The organism is Natrononativus amylolyticus (assembly GCF_024362525.1).
GTDB classification, from domain to species: Archaea; Halobacteriota; Halobacteria; order Halobacteriales; family Natrialbaceae; genus Natrononativus; species Natrononativus amylolyticus.
Genome location: NZ_CP101458.1, coordinates 1,225,908 through 1,243,062 on the forward strand (window position 1 = coordinate 1,225,908; position 17,155 = coordinate 1,243,062).

Below are 17,155 nucleotides of genomic sequence, written 5' to 3' on the forward strand. Positions count from 1 at the left end.
CCCCGCCGAAGGAGTAGTAATGGAGTTCGGATCCCCCGCGTCGCCCGCCTTCATCGACGCCTTCGCGTCGAGTACGTTGACGTGGGTTCTCGTCGGAATCGTCGCCTACTGGCTCGTCATCGCCACCCTCCGAGCCCGCGGTTTGCTCCCGAGCTACGTCGGCACCCAGGGACCGATACTGACGATCCACACGAAGCGGGGTCGCAACTTCCTGAACTGGCTCGCCGGCCCCAAACGGTTCTGGCGGGCCTGGGCGAACATGGGCGTCGGCATCGCCATCGTCGTGATGGCGAGCATGTTCGTGTTCCTCCTGCTGTCGGCTTACGCCGCCCTCTCCGCACCGCAACCGTCGACCGTCCAGCAACCCCGAAACGTCCTCGTCATCCCCGGCGTCAACGACTTCCTCCCGCTGTCGGCAACCCCGGGGATCGTCTTCGGCCTGCTCGTCGGCCTGGTCGTCCACGAGGGCGGCCACGGCCTGCTCTGTCGGGTCGAGGACATCGAGATCGAGTCGATGGGCGTCGCCATGCTCGCAATCTTGCCGATCGGCGCGTTCGTCGAACCCGACCAGGAGAGCAACAAGAAGGCCTCGAGGGGCGCCCAGACCCGGATGTTCGCCGCGGGGGTCACGTTCAACTTCATCGTGACGATCCTCGCGTTCGCGCTGCTGTTCGGCCCCGTCGCCGGCGCGATCGCCGTCGCCCCCGGCGCGGCCGTCGGCGGCGTCGCCCCCGATTCCCCGGCCGCGGACGCCGGCCTCGAGCCCAACGACCGGATCACGGCGATCGACGGCGAGGCGGTCGCGGACAACGACGACCTGAGCGAGCGCCTCGAGGCGAGCGACGGCGAGGAGGTGACCGTCGAGCGCAACGGCGACGAGGAGATCACGTTCCAGCGCTCGGCGGTCGTGCGCGCGGCGATCGAAGACGGTCCCGCGGGCGTCGGGGTCGGCGACTCGATCGTCGCCGTCGACGGCCAGTCGGTCGCCACCGAAACCGGCTTCTTCGAGGCCGTCGGCGACGAGGAGATCGTCGAACTCACGCTCGAGCGCCCGGACGGCGAGCGAGTGACCGCCGAGGTGCCGGTCGGCGGGGCGGTCGACGTCGCCGAGGACGGACCCCTCGCCGACGCCGGCGCACCGGCCGGCGAAACGCTCGTCGTCACCGAGTACGACGGCGAGCGGATCCAGACCTTCTCCGACCTCAGCGGGCTGCTGGACGACTCGAGCGAGGGCGAGGAGGTGACCGTCGCGGGCTACCTCGACGGCGAGCGCGTCGAGTACGCGGTCACTCTCGGCGCCCATCCGCAGGGCGACAGCGGCTATCTCGGCATCCTCGGCAGCCCCGGCGTCTCCGGGTTCTCGATCGCCGACATCGGCGTTCAGCTCTACCCCGCAGAGGAGTACCTCGTCATCCTCGGTGGCGAGGGCGACGGCCAGTTCGGCGCGGTGACCGACACCTTCCTCGGAAAGATCGGGCTGGTCCTCTTTCTGCCAATCATCGGCGTGCTCGGTCTGCTTCCGTTCAACTTCGCCGGCTTCACCGGCGGGATACAGAACTTCTACGAGGTGCAGGGCTCGCTGGGCGTCCTCGGCGAACCGGGCGTCTTCCTGGTGGCGAACCTGCTGTTCTGGACCGGCTGGATCAACGTTCAACTGGGCTTTTTCAACTGCATCCCGGCGTTCCCGCTCGACGGGGGTCACATCCTGCGAACCAGCACGGAGGCGGTGATCTCGAGGCTCCCCGTCGACGCCACTCGCGGGATGGTCCGGACGGTGACGACCTCGGTCGGCCTGACGATGCTCGTGAGCTTCCTGTTGATGCTGTTCGGACCGCAGTTGCTCGCGGGCTGAGACGGTCTGCGGTTTCGATTTCCCGACCGGGCGTACGGATCGGCGGTTGCGCCGAAACCGACGGACAGTAGTCCGCACGAACCTGGATTCGAAACCCACGACGTCCGAACCGCGGAAACCACTCGCTGCCGAGGCAGGCTCGAGATCAGTCTTCGTACTCGATACCGTGGCGCCCGTAGAACTCCTCGGGGGTCTCCTCGATGCGCTCGAACTCGGTGTCGAAGTAGTAGTCGTGGTGGCGGATCAGCTGTTCGACGATCCAGGCGCTGAACTCCTCGTCGAAGCGCCACTCGCCCTCGAGGTCAGGGATCTCGAACCGGTCGTCGGTCGAGAAGGCGGCGTAGACGTGGAAGAAGCCGAGAATGACGTCGGCGAAGTCGTGGGCCTTCTCGGCCCCCGACTCGCGGCGTTCGGCGAGTTCCGCGGCGCCCGCCTCGGTGAGTTCGAAGTACTTGCGGTCGGGTTCGTCCTCGCGCTCGATGCGCTCGGTCCACCCCTTCTCCTCGAACTTGTAGAGGATGGGGTAGACGGAGCCGTAAGACGGCTCCCAGTGACCGCCGCTGATGTCGCGGATCTCTTTGAGGATCTCGTAGCCGTACCGGGGTTTCTCCTCTAGCAACTCGAGAACGAGATAGGCGATGAGTCCTTTCGGCGGCCCACTTTTCCGCATGGTACTCGTGATTCAAACGGGCGTACGTAAAGGGTTTCGGTCGCCAGCAACCCCCGTGATGCCATAGCGCGGCTCGAGACGGTCGAAACCGACGGCAGCCGGTTTGCGGGCCGGCGAGGAAAAAACCGGTCTTTATTCACCTCTCCGGTCGAACCCGCGTCTATGGACCGACGCAGACCTCCACAGACCGAGGAAGGCTGGTACGTGCTCCACGACTTCCGGACCGTCGACTGGGACGCCTGGCGGGACGCCCCGGACCGCCGCCGCTCGCGGGCCATCGAGGAGGGGATCGAGTATCTCGGCTCCTGTGAGCGACTCGAGGACGCCGACGAGGGCGGCTCGGCGACGTTCGCCGTGCTGGGCCACAAGGCCGACCTGCTCGTCTTGCACCTCCGGCCGTCGCTCGAGGACCTGGACGTGCTCGAGCGCCGGTTCGAACACACCGCCCTCGCCGAGTTCACCGAGCGCGTCGACTCCTACCTCTCGGTGACGGAGGTCTCGGGCTACATGTCCGAGGAGTATTTCAACGACGGTGCAGAAGTCGAGGACACGGGAATCGCCCGCTACATCGAGTCCCGGCTGAAACCCGAAATCCCCGACGCGGAGTACGTCAGCTTCTACCCGATGGACAAACGGCGCGGCGACGAGCACAACTGGTACGACCTCTCCTTCGAGGAGCGATCCGAGTACATGTCCGGCCACGGCGAGATCGGCAAGGGGTACGCCGGTCGGGTCACCCAGATCATCTCCGGCAGCGTCGGCCTGGACGACTACGAGTGGGGGATCACCCTCTTTGCCGACGATCCCACCGACATCAAGGAACTGCTGTACGAGATGCGCTTCGACCCCTCGAGTTCGCGCTTCGGCGAGTTCGGCCGGTTCCTCTTCGGCCGCCGCTTTGCCCCCGAGAACCTCGGGGCGTACCTCGCCGGCGAGCAGGTGCCCAAGGAGGCGGCCAACGGACCACACGGCGGCCACGAACACGGGAGCGGCCACCCACACGACGATGGTGGCGACCACCACGACCACGCACACGGCGGCGATGATGGGGGAACCGGCGACGGCAGCGGCGACGGTATCCGCGGCGAACTCGAGGAGATGGGCGTCTACGGCGGCAAGCCACACGGCGAGGACGTCCACGCGGTCGTGCTCTACTCCGAAGCCGACCCCGACGAGCTGTTCGAGGAGGTCGACGGCCTGCGAACGAACTTCGATCACTACGACAGCCACGTGAAGACGGCGGTCTACCAGGACGAGGGAGAGGCAAGCGAGAGCGCGGTCGTGAGCCTCTGGGAAACCGAACGCGCGGCGACCACGGCTGCAGGCTTCCTCGGCGACCTCCCGGACATCGTCCGGCAGGCGGGCGACGACGAGGGTGACTCGTGGGGTACCATGGGCATGTTCTACACCGTCAAACCAGACCACCGCGAGGACTTCGTCGACACGTTCGGCGAGGTCGGCGAGGCGCTCGAGGGGATGGACGGCCACCGCAAGACGAGCCTGCTGGTCAACCGCGAGGACGAGAACGACATGTTCATCGCCAGCCGCTGGGACGCCCGCGAGGACGCGATGGCCTTTTTCCGCAGCGACGAGTTCTCGGAAACCGTCGAGTGGGGCCGGGACGTCCTCGCCGACCGGCCGCGCCACGTCTTCCTCGCCTGACCGAGCGCCGCGGCGATTTCGCGTTCGCTGTAGTAGCCACTGAAAGTCAATGCACACCTGATCGCACGACGGCTGTGCGATCAGTGTGTAAATCGTTTCAGTTGTTACTATAGAGCGGTCCCGACTCGCTCGAGTCGTAGAAGAAGTACCCCGCGATACCGGCGAGACCGATCGCGAGCGTGATGAACGGCCAGTTGCCGGCGTCTCGTCCGGTGACCGCCGCGTGGACCGTTACGCAAATAGCGAAGCCGATGTGGGCGACCAGCGTCGCCGCGAGAAACGTCGCGAGATCCATTTGTTCGCTCGAGTGTTTCGATGAGCCGGTATTAGGGGTTTCGCCCCGACTGCGAGGGAAAAGTACTCGAGGCTCCCGGATCGGACTCTAGACGGTGAACAGACGCGCGTTCCTCGCTTCCGTTCCGGCGATCCTGCTCGCGGGCTGTGCCACGCGGTTGGGGCTCGCCGAACGAGACGAGATCGCCGAAAAGCGCGTGGTCGTCGGGTACGGCGACTCGAGCGAGACGCTCGTCCGTCAGCGGTACGACGGCGGGGAGCCGTACTTCGACGGGGAGGGTCACGAGCTGTTCGGCGACGTCGCCCCCGACGACCGCCTCGAGGTCTCCGACGAACTCGACGGCGAACTCCGGTCGATGGACCCGGACGTCCGCTACGAGATCAGGGGATGTGCGGCGGGGGCTCGAGGCGAGGGTGACTGCCGGGAGGCGGTACTCGTCCGCGATGATTTCAACGACGTTGACGTCGGTGACATCGTGGACCTTCGCTACGGCGACCCCGGCGCGGGTGTCATTTCGGTACACCGGCGGCGCGAGAAACGATAACTGCGGCGTGTCCTACCTCGAGCCGGAACAGTGCCACGGCCGGGAGTGCGAATCGGCGCAATTGCGCCGATTCGCTCGATCCGGGGAAAGGCTGGTCGCTCGCCGAATTGTACCGCAAGCGCCGCAGGCGCTTGCGGGCCGACGACCGATGTGGAAGGCGCTCGCTGAGCGCCTGTAACGGAGGGAGGAGTGCTTTTGGTCCAGCCTGAGCGGAAGCGAAGCTTCCGCGAGGTCCAAAAGAGCTTCGCTCTTTTGAAGACTTTGCCGAGAGACAGCGCGCTGTGCGGTAGCTTCGCTGCCGTCAGCGCGCAAGACCGTGGTTCGAAAGACGCCTTCGGCGTCTTTCGTCATCACGAGAGAGCTTTGCTCTCTCGAACGACAGCGCAAAAGGTGGGTTCTAGAAGTCGTGGTCCGGGTCGTCCTCGACCGCCCGTTTGAGCGAGTCGCGGCGGGATTTGGCGTCGCGGGCGGTCGCCTCGAGTAAGAACTCGTTTTTCGCAGAGACGGCGTCTCCGGCGGCCTCGAGTTCGTCGGGGCCGAGTTCGGTGGGGTCGCGCTCGACGAAGTCGACGGCGAGTTTGTCCTTCTTGCCGGAGTACTGGACGGCGCCGACGACGATGCGCTCGAAGACGGGGTTGTCGGGTTCATCGATGACGAACAGGTCGCTTCCCTTGTACTCCTCGGTGCCGGTGATCGGCCCGAAGTAGTCTTCGACGGTGGCCTCCATGTCGGGGATTCGGTCCTCGAGGTGCTCACCACGGCGCATCTTGTACTCCTTCATGGCTCCAGAATACACGGGGGAGTGTTTACCTCTTTTCATCGCTGACGGTCGCTGAGAGAGATATACACCACGTCATGGTCCGCCCAGCTGTACTGTGGACAGAGACGACTGTTTGAAGCGCCGTTCCCGTCCGGGCGACCACGTGTCGCGTGAATAATGACGTGGTGGACGACCCCGGCGATTCCGCTACCGACCGGCGGTCCGCGGACGCTCGCCGAGGTACCCCTTTCGACACTCCGGACAGATGTCACCCGGACGGAGCGAACCCCGGTCGCCGGCGGCGAGAAACGAACACTGCGGACAGAAGAACTCCGTCGGAACGCCGTCGTCGGGTGCGGACTCGCCGGGGACCGGCGCGGACTGCGCGCTGGCGATGCCCGTCCCGGAGTCGGTTCCGGCGGGGTGTGTTCCCTCCTCGGACGTCCCGGCGGAGCGGTCCGCGCCGACGTCGCTGACCTCGCCGTCGGCGTCGAGAAAGAGCGTCTCGGACCCGGACTCGAGCACCTCCGCGCCGTCGTCGGGTGCGGGTTCGTACTCCCGGTCGTCTGCGTCGGCATCCTCGTCTTCGTCGGGCCACGCCGTCGGTTCGGCATCGGCGCCGACCGGCGGTCCGACGTCCTCGGAGTCGGGCCACTCGCCGTGACCGCGCTCGGCGTCCGGGTCGATCGTCTCCTCGAGAATCTCGGCGTCGTCGGTGATCGGATCGCCGTTCTCGTCGGTCGGAAGCTCGACGGCGTCGGCCGGCTCCTCCTCGGCGGGGTCGGGATCGTCGTCGACGAACTCGGCGTCGGCGTCTGTCTCCTCGTCGTTCGCCGGTTCGGGTGCTGTCTCGTGTTCGGCTGTGGGCGCTGGAGGATCGCTCGCGACCGTCTCGGAGGAGATGCTGGTCACCTCGGTGTTTTCGCTGAGGAGGTGTTTGTCCCCGCAGCGCGAACACTCCTCGTACTCCGTGACGGTCACGATGACCTCACTGCCCCGTTCTTCGCGCTCGCGTTCGACGTCGGCCTCGCCGTAGTCGTGTCCGAGCAGCGAACATCGCAGGACCATTGTCCCATCGTACCAATCCAGGGCATAAAAAACGTACCGCAACCGTCAGCCGACGCCGAGCGGTGTGCGAACGATAAACGTCAAATCCCGGGTCGACGAATACCAAACGAATGAGAGCGAAGCGAGAGTTCCGGGACCGGGAGTCGACGGAGGTAGCGGTGCTCGACGCGCTCGTCAACCGCACCGAGGACGGGATGACCGTCTTCGAACTCCGTGCTGCGGTTTCAGTCGAGATCGACGCCCTCGAGGACGCCCTCGCGACGCTCAAAGCCGACGACCTCATCACCGTCGAGACGCGGGGCGGGGAGACGGTGATCAAGCCCGCCGACAGGGTCGTGCCCGACGATCCGGTCGAAACCGACGAGGAGTCGCTCACCGACTGGATCCGAAAGCGAATGCCGTTCTGATACGGATCGTTGTACCGTGGGACCGGTGATCGCTATCCCGGTCGAGCGATCACCGACATCGAAACGCCTGTCACCGTTCCCCGCCTCGAGTCCTCCATGAGCGTCATCGAGTCGCTGCACGAAGACCACGGCGCGACCTTCGGCGAGCGTGCGGGCCGAACCGTCGTCGAACACTACGGCCGGCCCGAACGCGCCCACCGCGCGGTCCGAAACGGCGTCGGGTTGCTCGAGTGCGCCTACGGCGTCGTCGTCGTCGAGGGCGACGACCGGGTCGAGTACGTCGACAACGCCGTCTCGAACCGCGTTCCCGAAGCGGACGGCGAGGGCTGTTACGCGCTCCTGCTCGACCCGCAGGGCGGGATCGAGATCGACCTCTACGTCTACAACGCCGGCGAGCGGTTGTTGCTGTTCACGCCGCCCGGCCGGGCGGAGGGACTGGCGGCCGACTGGTCCGAGAAGGTGTTCATCCAGGACGTCGAGATCCGCGCCGCGACCGACGAGTTCGCGATCTTCGGGGTCCACGGCCCGAAGGCGACCGAAAAGATCGCGAGCGTGCTCAACAAGGCCGCCTCGCCCGACCGCCGGCTCTCGTTCGTCCGCGGAACGATGGGCGACGCCGGCGTGACGGTGATCCGCACCGACGCGCTCGCGGGCGAGGAGGGCTACGAGGTCGTCTGCGCCACCGATGCCGCCGCCGAGGTGTACGACGTGCTCCTGAACTACGGCCTCAACGCCGCTCACTTCGGCTACCGGACCTGGGACACGCTCACCCTCGAGGCTGGCTCCCCGCTGTTCGAGACCGAACTCGAGGGGCGGATCCCGAACGTGCTCGGCCTCCGCAACGCGCTGGACTTCGAGAAGGGGTGTTACGTCGGCCAGGAGGTAGTCTCCCGGGTCGAGAACCGGGGGCAGCCGAGCAAGCGGCTCGTAGGGCTCACGCTCGAGGGCGGGGGTTCGGAGGACGCGGTTCCCGAACCCGGTGCGGCCGTCTTCGCCGGCGATTCGGCCGTCGGCGAGGTCACGCGCGCGGAGGAGAGCCCGCTGCTCGAGACCCCGATCGCGCTGGCGGTCGTGGAGTACGGGCTCGAGGCCGACGGGCTGACGGTCCGCGTCGGCGGGGAGGAGGTACCGGCGGAGCGGACGGAGCTGCCGTTCCTCGAGGGATCGGATCGGTCGGCGCGGCTGCCGCAGTATCCGTAACCACGCTCGCACTCCGTCTCGCGGCACGGCGTTACGGCGATATCGGTACGCAGCGCCGGTTGCCCGCCCTCGACACCGTCCGTTACAGCGGCGGCGAGACGATTTCGAGCGTGGCGAGGAGTATCCAGCCTCCCCAGAACGCCGCCCACAGCAAGACGCCGATTGCGATCCACCGGTGGACGTTTCCCGACAGGTCAGGCGTTTCCGATGGGTAGTACGGTGAAAGCGGGTTGTTCGGCTTTCTGTCACTCACGCTCGAGGCTATACTCCGGAAGGAGTTAAAACACCAGACAGGATCGATTCGAGAGTCTGAAACGGCCGCGATGCGTCCGCGAGCCGTCCGCGAGCCGTCCGCTAGAACGCAGCCGCCGGCCTTCGCCGCCGGACCCCGGGGCAGTCCCGGGACCAAGAGAGGGCCGGGCACAGCATAAAGTTCGCAGACGGTGGCGAGTGAGGGTATGGATTCGAGTACCGACTTCGACGAACTCGTCACGCAGATTCGCACCCAGTCCAAGGACGCCCCGGGCTCGGACACCGACCGGGTGACGATCCGGTCCTACGAGAGCCTCGACATCGACGCGCTGTCGGACCTGTTCGGCGCGCTCTCCGAGCAGCCGCCCGACCCGTCGGACCTCGTATTCTTCCTGTCGCCGACCAACCTCGAGCGGGTGCTCGAGGGGGAGGACGAACTCGCGGAGAGAGACGACCTCGAGGAGTCGCTCGGACACCCGGTACAGACGGACGAGGGGATGCCCGACGACACGATCTTGCTGCTCGACCCGAACGCGATCGAGGGCGAGGAGATCGTCGCGCCGAAGTGGGTCGCCTGCGGGACGGTCGGGACGGCGGATTGAATCGAGAGCCGGTCAGGACGGCGAGAGCATCGCCTTCAGGTGCTCGAGGGAAAGCGCCGACGTGGGTCGATCCATGTGGACGCCGATCTCGCCCGACGCGGCCCGCAGCCCCACCCGCTGGACGGGCTCCGGCAGCGAGTACGCCCGGCGCAGCCAGTGACCGAGTTCGATCTCGCGCTCGAGATCCTCGCGCCAGGCGTGCTCGTAGGCGGCGAGGGTCGTCGGTCGATCGGGGTCGATTTCCCGGACGGCGTGGTCGGCGCAGGTCATCCCGTAGAGGATGCCACCCCCGGTGAACGGCTTGGTCTGGGCGGCCGCGTCGCCGATCAGGAACCCCCGGCGGCTCGTCACCCGGTCCGGGGGACCGATCGGAATCGCGCCCGAACAGCGGTGAGAGACCTCCACCTCGTAGCCGTCGATCAGCTCCTCGAACTGCCTGTTGACGTGGACCCCCGGCGGGGCCGCCAGCCCGTACTCGACGCCGGCCTCGTGGCGGGGGATACGCCAGGCGAAAAAGCGCGGGGCGGTGAGGTGGACGTCGACGAAGTCCCCGTCGTCGGGTTCCTCGGAGAAGGCGAGCACCCCGTGGAGCAGTTCCCCTGGATCGGGAAGCGAGAGCGCGGCGCGGGTCCGCGAGCGCGGGCCGTCGCAGCCGGCGACCATCTTCGCCTCGTGGGTCGCGGTGCCGTCCGGACCCTTCGCGGTGACCTCGACGCGGTCGCGGTGTTCTACCACCTCCGTGACGGTGTGTTCGTCGCGGACGTCCGCGCCCGCCTCGCGGGCGAGTCCCGCGAGGTGCTTGTCCAGACCCACGCGGTCGATGACGTTCGAGACGACCTCGCGCTTGTAGAACGGGTAGGTGTCGCGGTCGTCGTCGCCCGTGTGGGGGCCGCCGACGTGAAACCGCGCGCCGTACACCTCGTTCTGGAGGAGTTCCTCACGAGCGCCGCCGCCCGTATACTGCCAGATATCCGTGCTGACGTGGCCCGAGCAGGCCAGTGGTTGGCCGATCTCGCCCTGTTCGAAGGCGAGGACATCGTAGCCGGCCTCGGCCGCTCGTCGCGAGAAGCGCGCCCCGGCGGGGCCGACGCCCACGACGACGAAATCGTGCATATCACCCACATCTCGCTCGGGAAGTAAGAAGGTCTCGAGTGTCATCCGGTGGCGGCCCGGTTGCCGGAGACTACGCCTCGAGCAGTTCCATCGCGCGCTCGAAATCCCCCTCGAAGCGCTCGAGCAACCCTCGAACCGCCGCGCGAACCTCGCCCGTAACCCTGACGTGAACCATCCCCTCGTCGGGCTGGCCGTAGACGACGCTCGCGCCCTCGGGCGCAGCGATAATCGCAGGGAGGACGGCGAGGTCCTCCTCACCGTCGACGAGGATCGTGCTCGGTCCCTCGCGCTCGAGGGCCTCCCGGAGCGCTACCAGCAACTCCTCGGTCAACTCGGCCGGCGGGTTTTCCACCTCGAGGTTCACCCCCTCCGTTACCGCCCGCTCGATCTCTTCGTCCACCCTCGTTCGCTTGGTGCGACCGTCGACGAACGCGACGTCCGGCTCGCGACCGGCCTCGAGGAAGTGGTAGGTCACGACGTCGCCGACGGCGACGAGCGGCCCCTCGACCGACTCGAGCAGCGTTTCGGCGTCGGTCTCGATCGGCCCCATCGGCTCCTTGAGTTCTGAGCGGAGATCGTCGGGCAGAGAGAGCAGCGGCTGGTCGTCCCCGAAGCGATCGTCTGCGGGCTCTCGATCCACGTTTAACGGACTTTCAGCGCGTAGGCGCCCGGCTCGGTGACCTGCATCTCGCGGGCGATCTCGCTGCTCTCGGGATGGGCGATGACGACGTAGCCGGCCCAGTCCTCGGTCAGCGACGAGGAGTTACAGGAGTCACACGTGTCGTTGTCGGGATCGTTGACCCGGTGGCACTCCCGACAGACGAGGCGGTTGGTCGCCATCGTCACTCACCCGCCGCGGCTTCGCGCTTTCGGCGGTCTTCTTCGAGCCACTGGTGTTTGCCGAGGCCGGGTTGTTTCGCCGTGAGCCCGATCTTCGAGTCCCGCGGGTTGCGCTCGTCGATGCTCTTGGTGACGATCCGCGTCCGGACGGCGTCGTCGACGCCTAAGGTGCGGTTCGACTCGTTCGAGGCGAGTTGCTGGTTCTCGCCGTCGAACGCGAGGTACTCGTCGGAGATCTGCGAGACGTGCAACAGTCCGTCGACGGGGCCGATGCCGACGAAGGCGCCGAACTCGACGACCTCGACGACGGTGCCGTCGACGACCTCCTGCATCTCCGGATCGAACGTCACCGCGTCGAACTCCGCCTCGTAGTAGACGCCCGGCCGGTTCGGCAGGACCGTCCCCTCACCGATGTCGTGGACTTCGGTGACGGAGACGACGCTTCCCACCTCCTCGTCCATCCGTCCCTCGAGTTTGTCCTGGAGCAGTCGCTTCACGAGCAGCGGCGAGACGTCGCCGAGCTCCCGTGGGGGCACTTCCACCGTATCTTTTAGTCTGACCCGTTTGTACATCTATGGTTGAGTGATCGTCAACTTGTTTCTCCCGCGTAATGCAATTACCGGTACGTTCGCGTCGAGCACCCGGTCGCCGAGCGGGCGATCGTTCGTGACGACGTAGTCGGCCCCGCCCTCGCGGGCGAGTTCGACCAGGGCGTCGTCGGCGTACGATTCGTCCGTCTCGACTACGAGACAGCGATCGGTCGCCAGCTCGTAGCCGACGGACGCCGCGGTGCCCTCGAGACCGCCGCCGTCGGCCAGCCGTCGAAGCTCGTCGACGACCGGCCGGGGCGCGAGCACCTCGAACGCGCCGTCTCGCGGTGACGAACCGCGATCCGATTCCGGCGGGCGTGGCGCCCCACAGAGGAGCCGCTCGAGCTCGTCGAACAGCCGCACGTCGAGTTCGACCGGCATCATGAGCGCGCTCGTGTCGAGGGCGACCCGCGTCGTCATCTACTCTTTCAGCGTTCCGAGGCCGATCAGCCGCCAGCGCGCGCCGATCCGGCGGTTGATCGCGATCTTCGCGCCGGGTTCGGCACAGACGGGGCGCTTGAGTGTGACCTCGCACTCGCCCTCGCGCGCGCTCGTCACCGCGCCGACGGTCGTCGACGTGCCGACGGTCATCATCAGCGGCTCGCCCGTGCTGATCTCGTCGATCGTCTCGCCGCCGTCGGCGCCGACGACGCGCTCGAGCAGGTCGACGCTCATCGTGAACGCCTCCCAGGTCGGCGGAAGCGATCCCGGCGGGCCGGCGACCCGGCCAGCGAGGGCGTCGCCTTTCGTCAACGCGGGGTCGAGCCCGGTGCCGACGCCGATCAGGCCGCCCGGCGTGACGGTGTCTGCGCCCCGTCCGGCGGCCTGCAGCGACCGGACCGTCGTCTCGATCGGGACGTACTCCGACTGGCCGCCCTCCTCGACCTGGCGTCCGGGGCGGATCTCGAGGTCGTCGTCGACCGAGAGCTGGCCCTGGACGAGGCTGCCGCCGAGAACGCCGCCGGTGAGGTTCTCGTGGGTCGTCCCCGGCTTGTTGATGTCGAAGCTGCGGGCGACGTGCATCCGGGGGCCGGCGTCCGGATCGCGATCGGGGGTCGGGATCTCGTCTTCGATCGCCGCCATCAGGAGGTCGATGTTGACGTTCTGTCCCGCGCTGATCGGAACGACGGGAGCGTCTTCGGCGACGGTCCCCTCGACGAACTCCTGGATCTCCCGGTAGTTCTCCCGCGCCCGGTCGGCGCTGACCAGGTCGACCTTGTTCTGGGCGATGACGATGTTCTCGATACCGATGATATCGAGCGCCATCAGGTGTTCTTCGGTCTGGGGCTGTGGCACCGACTCCGACGCGGAGACCACCAGCACTGCGCCGTCCATCAGCGCCGCACCAGACAACATCGTCGCCATCAGGGTCTCGTGACCCGGGGCGTCGACGAACGAGACGGTCCGAACGGGCTCGCTTTCTGCGCCGTCCGGACACTCCTCCTCGACGGTGTAACACTCGGGCTCGTCCACGCCGGGACAGCGACGGAACGTCGCGTCCGCGTAGCCCAGTCGGATGGAGATGCCGCGTTTCATCTCCTCCGAGTGCTGGTCCGTCCACGACCCACTGAGCGCCTGCACCAGTGTCGTCTTGCCGTGGTCGACGTGACCAACGAGTCCGATGTTCACCTCCGGTTGTCGATTTCCTGCCATAAACGGTGAGTAATCTTGGATAGAGATTCCGCCGTGCGCTTGATAAACCTACTGTTCTGGGGGCGTTTCGAACGCCGGGAACGTCAGTGCCGGCGGGGAGGTTTCGCGAGCATACACGAGTGGTCGCACTTCGCGTCTGCGGCCCGTCCCCTCGACGTGCGGCGGTTCGTCGGGGTCGCCGTGCGAGGCTGGTCAGATCGGCTACAGAAATCGGTTTGAGCGAACGTTTTAGCCACCTGACGTACTGAGTGTTCGTATGAGCAGATCCGACGCCTCGAGCGACTCCACCATCCTCGAGTGCACCGACTGCCTCGACCCCGCGGAGGCGTTCGCGCTGATCGGCAACGAGACGCGGCTTTCGATCCTCGAGGCGCTGTGGGCCGCAGAGGAGCGCCCCGTCGCCTTCTCGGAACTCCGCAGGGAGGTCGGGATGCGTGATTCGGCGCAGTTCAACTACCACCTCCAGAAGCTGACGGGCCACTTCGTGACCCACCGAGAAGCCGAAGACGGAAACGGTGGCTACGACTTCAAGCACGCCGGCGAGAAGGTCGTCCGCTCGGTGATCGCCGGCTCGTTCAACGAACACCCGACGCTCGAGCCCTTCCCAGTTCAGGGCGGCTGCGTCGCCTGCGGCGGCCCCCTCCAGGCGAGCTACGCGGACGAGCATATCACGATCGAGTGTATCGATTGTGGCCAGCAACACGGCGAGTACTCGTTTCCGCCGGGTGGGCTAAACGACCGCACGGCAGAGGAGATCGCCGACGCGTTCGACCAGCGAGTTCGTCACCTCCACTGTCTGGCCGCCGACGGCGTCTGCCCCGAGTGCAGCGGTCGGATGGAAACCCGCCTTGTGGAGAAGGGCGAGTGCTGTCTCGGCATCTCCGTTCGCGTCGACCACGACTGCCTCCAGTGCGGCCACAGCCTCTGTTCTGCAGTAGGCCTCCGCCTGCTCGATCACTCCGCGGTCGTCAGCTTCCACCGCGAACGCGGCGTCCGCCTGGACGAGCGCCCCTACTGGACGCTGCCGTGGTGCGTCTCCGATCAGTACACGACCGTTCTCGAGCGCGACCCGGTTCGCCTCGAGGTCACGATCCCCCTCGCGGGCGACGAACTGCGCGTGGTGATGGACGAGACGCTCGCGGTACTCGAGACGACGGTCGCCTGACGAGCGCTGCCGACAGCTCAGTTTTCGAGAAGTTCCGACTGGCGGGAGAACTCTCTCGCGGGCGGACTGAAGCGAATTTCAGTCCGTTTCGTTACAGAATTGTATTTCAGATTACATTTATCCCCATCGGGTGCCTCCGTTCAGGTGAGAACTCATGACCAGACAACCACACCCCCACACGGTCGAACTGGCCGCGTCGGACCGGAGCGTCCTCGAGGAGGCGATCGTCACGCTCGCGACGGTCGTCGTCCTCCTGGTCGCCTTCGGCGGCGCCGCCGCGACGGCCACCACCCTCGGTATCGGTACCGCGATCGGGCTGATCGCCGCGGCCGCCGTCGGCCTCGCGATCGCCGTCGCGATCCCGCTCGGAGCGACTGCGCTGGGCAGATCCCTCGCCCGCCGGCTCGAGGCGCGGGAAACCCGCCGTCGCCGCGGACCCGACCCCGGCCCCGTCCGACCCGCCACCCGCCCGCGCGGGCGGTGAAACCCGCGGTCTTTTCTCTCCGGCGCCCCTCTCACCGACCGTGTCGGAGTTCGCCTTCGAACTCGCGCTGTGTGCCGCACTCGAGGAGCGACGCGACGGAATCATCGCGCGCCAGCTGGGCGGTAGCGTCGCGGACCCCGGCGGCCGGATTCTGGACGTCGTCTGCGTCGAGCCCGGTCCCGCGTTCGACGAGCGCCGGCGGCTCACGGGCGAGACGATTCCCGACGCGGCCGTTCGGTCCGCGGTCGGTCCCGGCCGCTTTCGCTACTGGAAGGACGCCTTCGACTGTCACCCCGACCGGGCCCGTCGAGCGACCGAGCGCGCCGTCGAGGTCGGGTTCTTCGAGTCGAAGCGGCGCAACGGCCGGGAGTACGTCCGCCAGGTCGCCCGCTACCCCGACTGGTACGGTGCGATCACGGGAATCGAGAACAAACCCGATCTGGGCCGGCCGGGCGACCTCGAGTCTCAGCTCCGTACCGACGTGAGTCTCGGGCTGGTCGACGAGGCGATCCTCGCGACCGAGAGCTACGTCACCCGCGCCCACGTAAACCGCATCCCCGAGGCGGTCGGCGTCTGGCGGGTCCACCGGGAGGGCGAGGCGGTGACCGAGATCGAGGTCGTCCGCGAGCCGACGACACTCGCCGTCGACGAGCCGGGAATCGAGCCCCTCGCGTTCCACCCCGGACGGACCGACGTCGCGGTCGTCTCGAGCGCCCGGAAGGCCCGCGCCCGCCGGCGGCTGGCCGAGCGCGCCTACGGGAAGGGGTGGCGAACGTACGAGTTTCCGGACTGTGGCGCCTGCGAGCCGACCGCCGAGGCCGCGCTGCCGTTCTGTGCCTGGAAGGGCGACATCGTCGACGCGGCCGCGGAGTGTCGCCCCGCCTGCGGCGGCTACGAGCCCGCGGCGCCCGCAGACGTCGACCTCGCGGCCGAGCGCGAGCGGTGGACGCCGTGGCTCGCCGACCCCGACGGGAAGCGCCGGCGCCAGTCCGGGCTCGAGCGATTCTCGTGAGCTACAGCGAGTAGGTCTCGCCGTCGACGGCCAGGGGCTCCTCGAACGCCTCCTCGACGGGGTAGAAGTGAGCGGCGTGGACCAGCCGCGTCCGGGTCGCGTTCAGTTCGTCGGCCAGCTCGAGCGCGCCCTCGCGGGTCATGTGCTTGGTTCCGAACGTTCGAGCGACGCCCTCGCTGGTCTCGTGGCGGCCGCCGATCGGGTGGTAGTCCGCGAGGCTCGCGGGGACGATCGCGTCGGCCAGAAAGAGGTCGGGGTCGGCCAGCACCTCGCGCGAGCGCTCGGGAACGGCGTAGCTGGTGTCGCCCGACAGCGACAGCTTCGCCCCCGTCTCGGGGTCCTCGATCGCGAGGCCGTAACACACCAGCGGCGGGTGGTCGACGGGGACGAGGGTGACGTCGAACCCGCAGACCCGCACCGGCTCGAGCGGCGTCGTCGGACGAACCGTCACCGCGTCGAGGTAGTAGTAGTCCGAGGCGACGGTGTCGGCGACGCTCTGGCCGGTTTCGGGGTCGATCTCGTCGGCGGCGTACACCTCGAGGTCCTCGAGGACGCGAAAGACGTTGCCGAGGCCGTCGAGGTGATCGAAGTGGACGTGCGTGACGACGGCAGCGTCGGGCAGCGGCGGCTCGTCACGGAGGAACTGATACCGGAGGTCGGGGCTCGCGTCGACCAGCAGCGACTCGCCCGCGCGTTCGTTCTCGACGTGTACCGAAAACCGGGTGCGCTCGACGCCGCGCTCGCGGGCGGCCTCACAGGTTTCACAGCGACAGCCGACCGTCGGCGTGCCGGTCGTATCGCCGGTTCCGAGGAGGGTCACGCGCATCCTACCACCCCCTTCCGCTGGCGGGCCGGCGCGGCGGTCTCGCGGTCGCTGCCGGCCGGTCCTCCCGACGTGATCCGGGGCGATGGCCCACTCATTGGCGTGCGCTTCGGTCGCCGGCACCAAGGCTGTTACCCGCCTGGGATCGAGGGCGAGGACGCGA

The 17,155-nt window shown here is 67.5% G+C and carries 21 protein-coding genes; 9 read left to right on the forward strand and 12 right to left on the reverse strand.

The window, feature by feature from the left end; translation table 11 throughout:
- Positions 1-19: 19 nt before the first annotated feature.
- Positions 20-1,852: a site-2 protease family protein gene (locus NMQ11_RS06365; protein WP_255170574.1), complete on the forward strand. Its 1,833-nt coding sequence runs from the start codon at positions 20-22 to the stop codon at positions 1,850-1,852.
- A gap of 145 nt (positions 1,853-1,997) precedes the next feature.
- Here the strand turns inward: NMQ11_RS06365 and NMQ11_RS06370 are convergent, their stop codons facing one another.
- The gene (locus tag NMQ11_RS06370; RefSeq protein WP_255170575.1) at positions 1,998-2,522 is read right to left on the reverse strand and encodes a PadR family transcriptional regulator; all 525 of its coding nucleotides are present in this window, start codon (positions 2,520-2,522) and stop codon (positions 1,998-2,000) included.
- A gap of 162 nt (positions 2,523-2,684) precedes the next feature.
- Here NMQ11_RS06370 and NMQ11_RS06375 point away from each other — a divergent pair, with 162 nt between their 5' ends.
- Complete coding sequence (locus NMQ11_RS06375; protein WP_255170576.1) at positions 2,685-4,184, forward strand: heme-binding protein; 1,500 nt, start codon at positions 2,685-2,687, stop codon at positions 4,182-4,184.
- A 97-nt stretch (positions 4,185-4,281) separates the two neighbouring features.
- Here NMQ11_RS06375 and NMQ11_RS06380 read toward each other — a convergent pair whose 3' ends face one another.
- On the reverse strand, positions 4,282-4,479 hold the full coding sequence (locus NMQ11_RS06380) for a hypothetical protein (protein WP_255170577.1): 198 nt from the start codon (positions 4,477-4,479) through the stop codon (positions 4,282-4,284).
- Between the two features lie 94 nt (positions 4,480-4,573).
- On the opposite strand from NMQ11_RS06380, the gene NMQ11_RS06385 reads away from it, so the two are divergent.
- A complete protein-coding gene (locus tag NMQ11_RS06385) occupies positions 4,574-5,023 on the forward strand; it encodes a hypothetical protein (RefSeq protein ID WP_255170578.1) in 450 nt (149 codons plus the stop codon).
- A 397-nt stretch (positions 5,024-5,420) separates the two neighbouring features.
- On the opposite strand, the gene NMQ11_RS06390 is transcribed toward NMQ11_RS06385, so the two are convergent.
- Both NMQ11_RS06390 and NMQ11_RS06395 read right to left on the reverse strand, forming a co-directional pair.
- Positions 5,421-5,804: a DUF5611 family protein gene (locus NMQ11_RS06390; protein WP_255170579.1), complete on the reverse strand. Its 384-nt coding sequence runs from the start codon at positions 5,802-5,804 to the stop codon at positions 5,421-5,423.
- A gap of 186 nt (positions 5,805-5,990) precedes the next feature.
- Positions 5,991-6,851, reverse strand: a complete 861-nt coding sequence (locus NMQ11_RS06395) for a DUF7093 family protein (RefSeq protein WP_255170580.1) — start codon at positions 6,849-6,851, stop codon at positions 5,991-5,993.
- 110 nt (positions 6,852-6,961) lie between these two features.
- On the opposite strand from NMQ11_RS06395, the gene NMQ11_RS06400 reads away from it, so the two are divergent.
- Together NMQ11_RS06400 and ygfZ are read left to right on the forward strand one after the other, a co-directional pair.
- Positions 6,962-7,258, forward strand: a complete 297-nt coding sequence (locus NMQ11_RS06400; protein ID WP_255170581.1) for a DUF6432 family protein — start codon at positions 6,962-6,964, stop codon at positions 7,256-7,258.
- A gap of 96 nt (positions 7,259-7,354) precedes the next feature.
- Positions 7,355-8,458 carry a CAF17-like 4Fe-4S cluster assembly/insertion protein YgfZ gene (ygfZ, locus tag NMQ11_RS06405; RefSeq protein ID WP_255170582.1) on the forward strand — a complete coding sequence of 368 codons (1,104 nt, stop codon included), beginning with the start codon at positions 7,355-7,357 and terminating at the stop codon, positions 8,456-8,458.
- Between the two features lie 82 nt (positions 8,459-8,540).
- Here the strand turns inward: ygfZ and NMQ11_RS06410 are convergent, their stop codons facing one another.
- Positions 8,541-8,711, reverse strand: coding sequence for a hypothetical protein (locus tag NMQ11_RS06410; protein ID WP_255170583.1), 171 nt, complete (start codon positions 8,709-8,711; stop codon positions 8,541-8,543).
- Positions 8,712-8,916: 205 nt separating this feature from the next.
- Here NMQ11_RS06410 and NMQ11_RS06415 point away from each other — a divergent pair, with 205 nt between their 5' ends.
- Entirely contained in the window at positions 8,917-9,312 is a 396-nt protein-coding gene (locus tag NMQ11_RS06415; RefSeq protein ID WP_255170584.1) for a hypothetical protein, read from the forward strand.
- Positions 9,313-9,324: 12 nt separating this feature from the next.
- Here the strand turns inward: NMQ11_RS06415 and NMQ11_RS06420 are convergent, their stop codons facing one another.
- The 6 genes from NMQ11_RS06420 to NMQ11_RS06445 all read right to left on the reverse strand — a co-directional run bounded on the left by NMQ11_RS06420 (position 9,325) and on the right by NMQ11_RS06445 (position 13,508).
- Positions 9,325-10,425 carry a geranylgeranyl reductase family protein gene (locus NMQ11_RS06420; RefSeq protein WP_255170585.1) on the reverse strand — a complete coding sequence of 367 codons (1,101 nt, stop codon included), beginning with the start codon at positions 10,423-10,425 and terminating at the stop codon, positions 9,325-9,327.
- Positions 10,426-10,495: 70 nt separating this feature from the next.
- A complete protein-coding gene (locus NMQ11_RS06425) occupies positions 10,496-11,065 on the reverse strand; it encodes a GTP-dependent dephospho-CoA kinase family protein (RefSeq protein ID WP_255170586.1) in 570 nt (189 codons plus the stop codon).
- Between the two features lie 2 nt (positions 11,066-11,067).
- Complete coding sequence (gene spt4 / locus NMQ11_RS06430) at positions 11,068-11,265, reverse strand: transcription elongation factor subunit Spt4 (RefSeq protein WP_255170587.1); 198 nt, start codon at positions 11,263-11,265, stop codon at positions 11,068-11,070.
- Between the two features lie 2 nt (positions 11,266-11,267).
- On the reverse strand, positions 11,268-11,837 hold the full coding sequence (locus tag NMQ11_RS06435) for a DNA-directed RNA polymerase (protein WP_255170588.1): 570 nt from the start codon (positions 11,835-11,837) through the stop codon (positions 11,268-11,270).
- Positions 11,838-12,275, reverse strand: a complete 438-nt coding sequence (locus NMQ11_RS06440; RefSeq protein WP_255170589.1) for a type II toxin-antitoxin system VapC family toxin — start codon at positions 12,273-12,275, stop codon at positions 11,838-11,840.
- Positions 12,276-13,508, reverse strand: coding sequence for a translation initiation factor IF-2 subunit gamma (locus tag NMQ11_RS06445; RefSeq protein WP_255170590.1), 1,233 nt, complete (start codon positions 13,506-13,508; stop codon positions 12,276-12,278).
- A gap of 256 nt (positions 13,509-13,764) precedes the next feature.
- Between NMQ11_RS06445 and NMQ11_RS06450 the strand changes: the two genes are divergently transcribed.
- From NMQ11_RS06450 to NMQ11_RS06460, 3 genes are all read left to right on the forward strand, one after another.
- Positions 13,765-14,673 (forward strand): winged helix-turn-helix domain-containing protein, encoded by a 909-nt coding sequence (locus NMQ11_RS06450; protein WP_255170591.1) that lies wholly within the window; start codon positions 13,765-13,767, stop codon positions 14,671-14,673.
- Positions 14,674-14,827: 154 nt separating this feature from the next.
- Complete coding sequence (locus NMQ11_RS06455; RefSeq protein WP_255170592.1) at positions 14,828-15,157, forward strand: hypothetical protein; 330 nt, start codon at positions 14,828-14,830, stop codon at positions 15,155-15,157.
- A 40-nt stretch (positions 15,158-15,197) separates the two neighbouring features.
- Positions 15,198-16,169: a DUF5787 family protein gene (locus tag NMQ11_RS06460; RefSeq protein ID WP_255170593.1), complete on the forward strand. Its 972-nt coding sequence runs from the start codon at positions 15,198-15,200 to the stop codon at positions 16,167-16,169.
- A gap of 1 nt (position 16,170) precedes the next feature.
- Here NMQ11_RS06460 and NMQ11_RS06465 read toward each other — a convergent pair whose 3' ends face one another.
- Entirely contained in the window at positions 16,171-16,995 is an 825-nt protein-coding gene (locus NMQ11_RS06465) for an MBL fold metallo-hydrolase (protein WP_255170594.1), read from the reverse strand.
- Positions 16,996-17,155: the final 160 nt, after the last annotated feature.

What these genes read in the sequence shown, in the direction of transcription:
- NMQ11_RS06365 (WP_255170574.1), top strand. Translation starts at nt 20, where the DNA reads ATGGAGTTCGGATCCCCCGCGTCGCCCGCCTTCATCGACGCCTTCGCG.
- NMQ11_RS06440 (WP_255170589.1), bottom strand. Translation starts at nt 12,275, where the DNA reads ATGACGACGCGGGTCGCCCTCGACACGAGCGCGCTCATGATGCCGGTC.
- NMQ11_RS06400 (WP_255170581.1), top strand. Translation starts at nt 6,962, where the DNA reads ATGAGAGCGAAGCGAGAGTTCCGGGACCGGGAGTCGACGGAGGTAGCG.
- NMQ11_RS06390 (WP_255170579.1), bottom strand. Translation starts at nt 5,804, where the DNA reads ATGAAGGAGTACAAGATGCGCCGTGGTGAGCACCTCGAGGACCGAATC.
- ygfZ (WP_255170582.1), top strand. Translation starts at nt 7,355, where the DNA reads ATGAGCGTCATCGAGTCGCTGCACGAAGACCACGGCGCGACCTTCGGC.
- NMQ11_RS06380 (WP_255170577.1), bottom strand. Translation starts at nt 4,479, where the DNA reads ATGGATCTCGCGACGTTTCTCGCGGCGACGCTGGTCGCCCACATCGGC.
- NMQ11_RS06370 (WP_255170575.1), bottom strand. Translation starts at nt 2,522, where the DNA reads ATGCGGAAAAGTGGGCCGCCGAAAGGACTCATCGCCTATCTCGTTCTC.
- spt4 (WP_255170587.1), bottom strand. Translation starts at nt 11,265, where the DNA reads ATGGCGACCAACCGCCTCGTCTGTCGGGAGTGCCACCGGGTCAACGAT.
- NMQ11_RS06375 (WP_255170576.1), top strand. Translation starts at nt 2,685, where the DNA reads ATGGACCGACGCAGACCTCCACAGACCGAGGAAGGCTGGTACGTGCTC.
- NMQ11_RS06465 (WP_255170594.1), bottom strand. Translation starts at nt 16,995, where the DNA reads ATGCGCGTGACCCTCCTCGGAACCGGCGATACGACCGGCACGCCGACG.
- NMQ11_RS06420 (WP_255170585.1), bottom strand. Translation starts at nt 10,425, where the DNA reads ATGCACGATTTCGTCGTCGTGGGCGTCGGCCCCGCCGGGGCGCGCTTC.
- NMQ11_RS06445 (WP_255170590.1), bottom strand. Translation starts at nt 13,508, where the DNA reads ATGGCAGGAAATCGACAACCGGAGGTGAACATCGGACTCGTTGGTCAC.
- NMQ11_RS06415 (WP_255170584.1), top strand. Translation starts at nt 8,917, where the DNA reads ATGGATTCGAGTACCGACTTCGACGAACTCGTCACGCAGATTCGCACC.
- NMQ11_RS06435 (WP_255170588.1), bottom strand. Translation starts at nt 11,837, where the DNA reads ATGTACAAACGGGTCAGACTAAAAGATACGGTGGAAGTGCCCCCACGG.
- NMQ11_RS06395 (WP_255170580.1), bottom strand. Translation starts at nt 6,851, where the DNA reads ATGGTCCTGCGATGTTCGCTGCTCGGACACGACTACGGCGAGGCCGAC.
- NMQ11_RS06450 (WP_255170591.1), top strand. Translation starts at nt 13,765, where the DNA reads ATGAGCAGATCCGACGCCTCGAGCGACTCCACCATCCTCGAGTGCACC.
- NMQ11_RS06455 (WP_255170592.1), top strand. Translation starts at nt 14,828, where the DNA reads ATGACCAGACAACCACACCCCCACACGGTCGAACTGGCCGCGTCGGAC.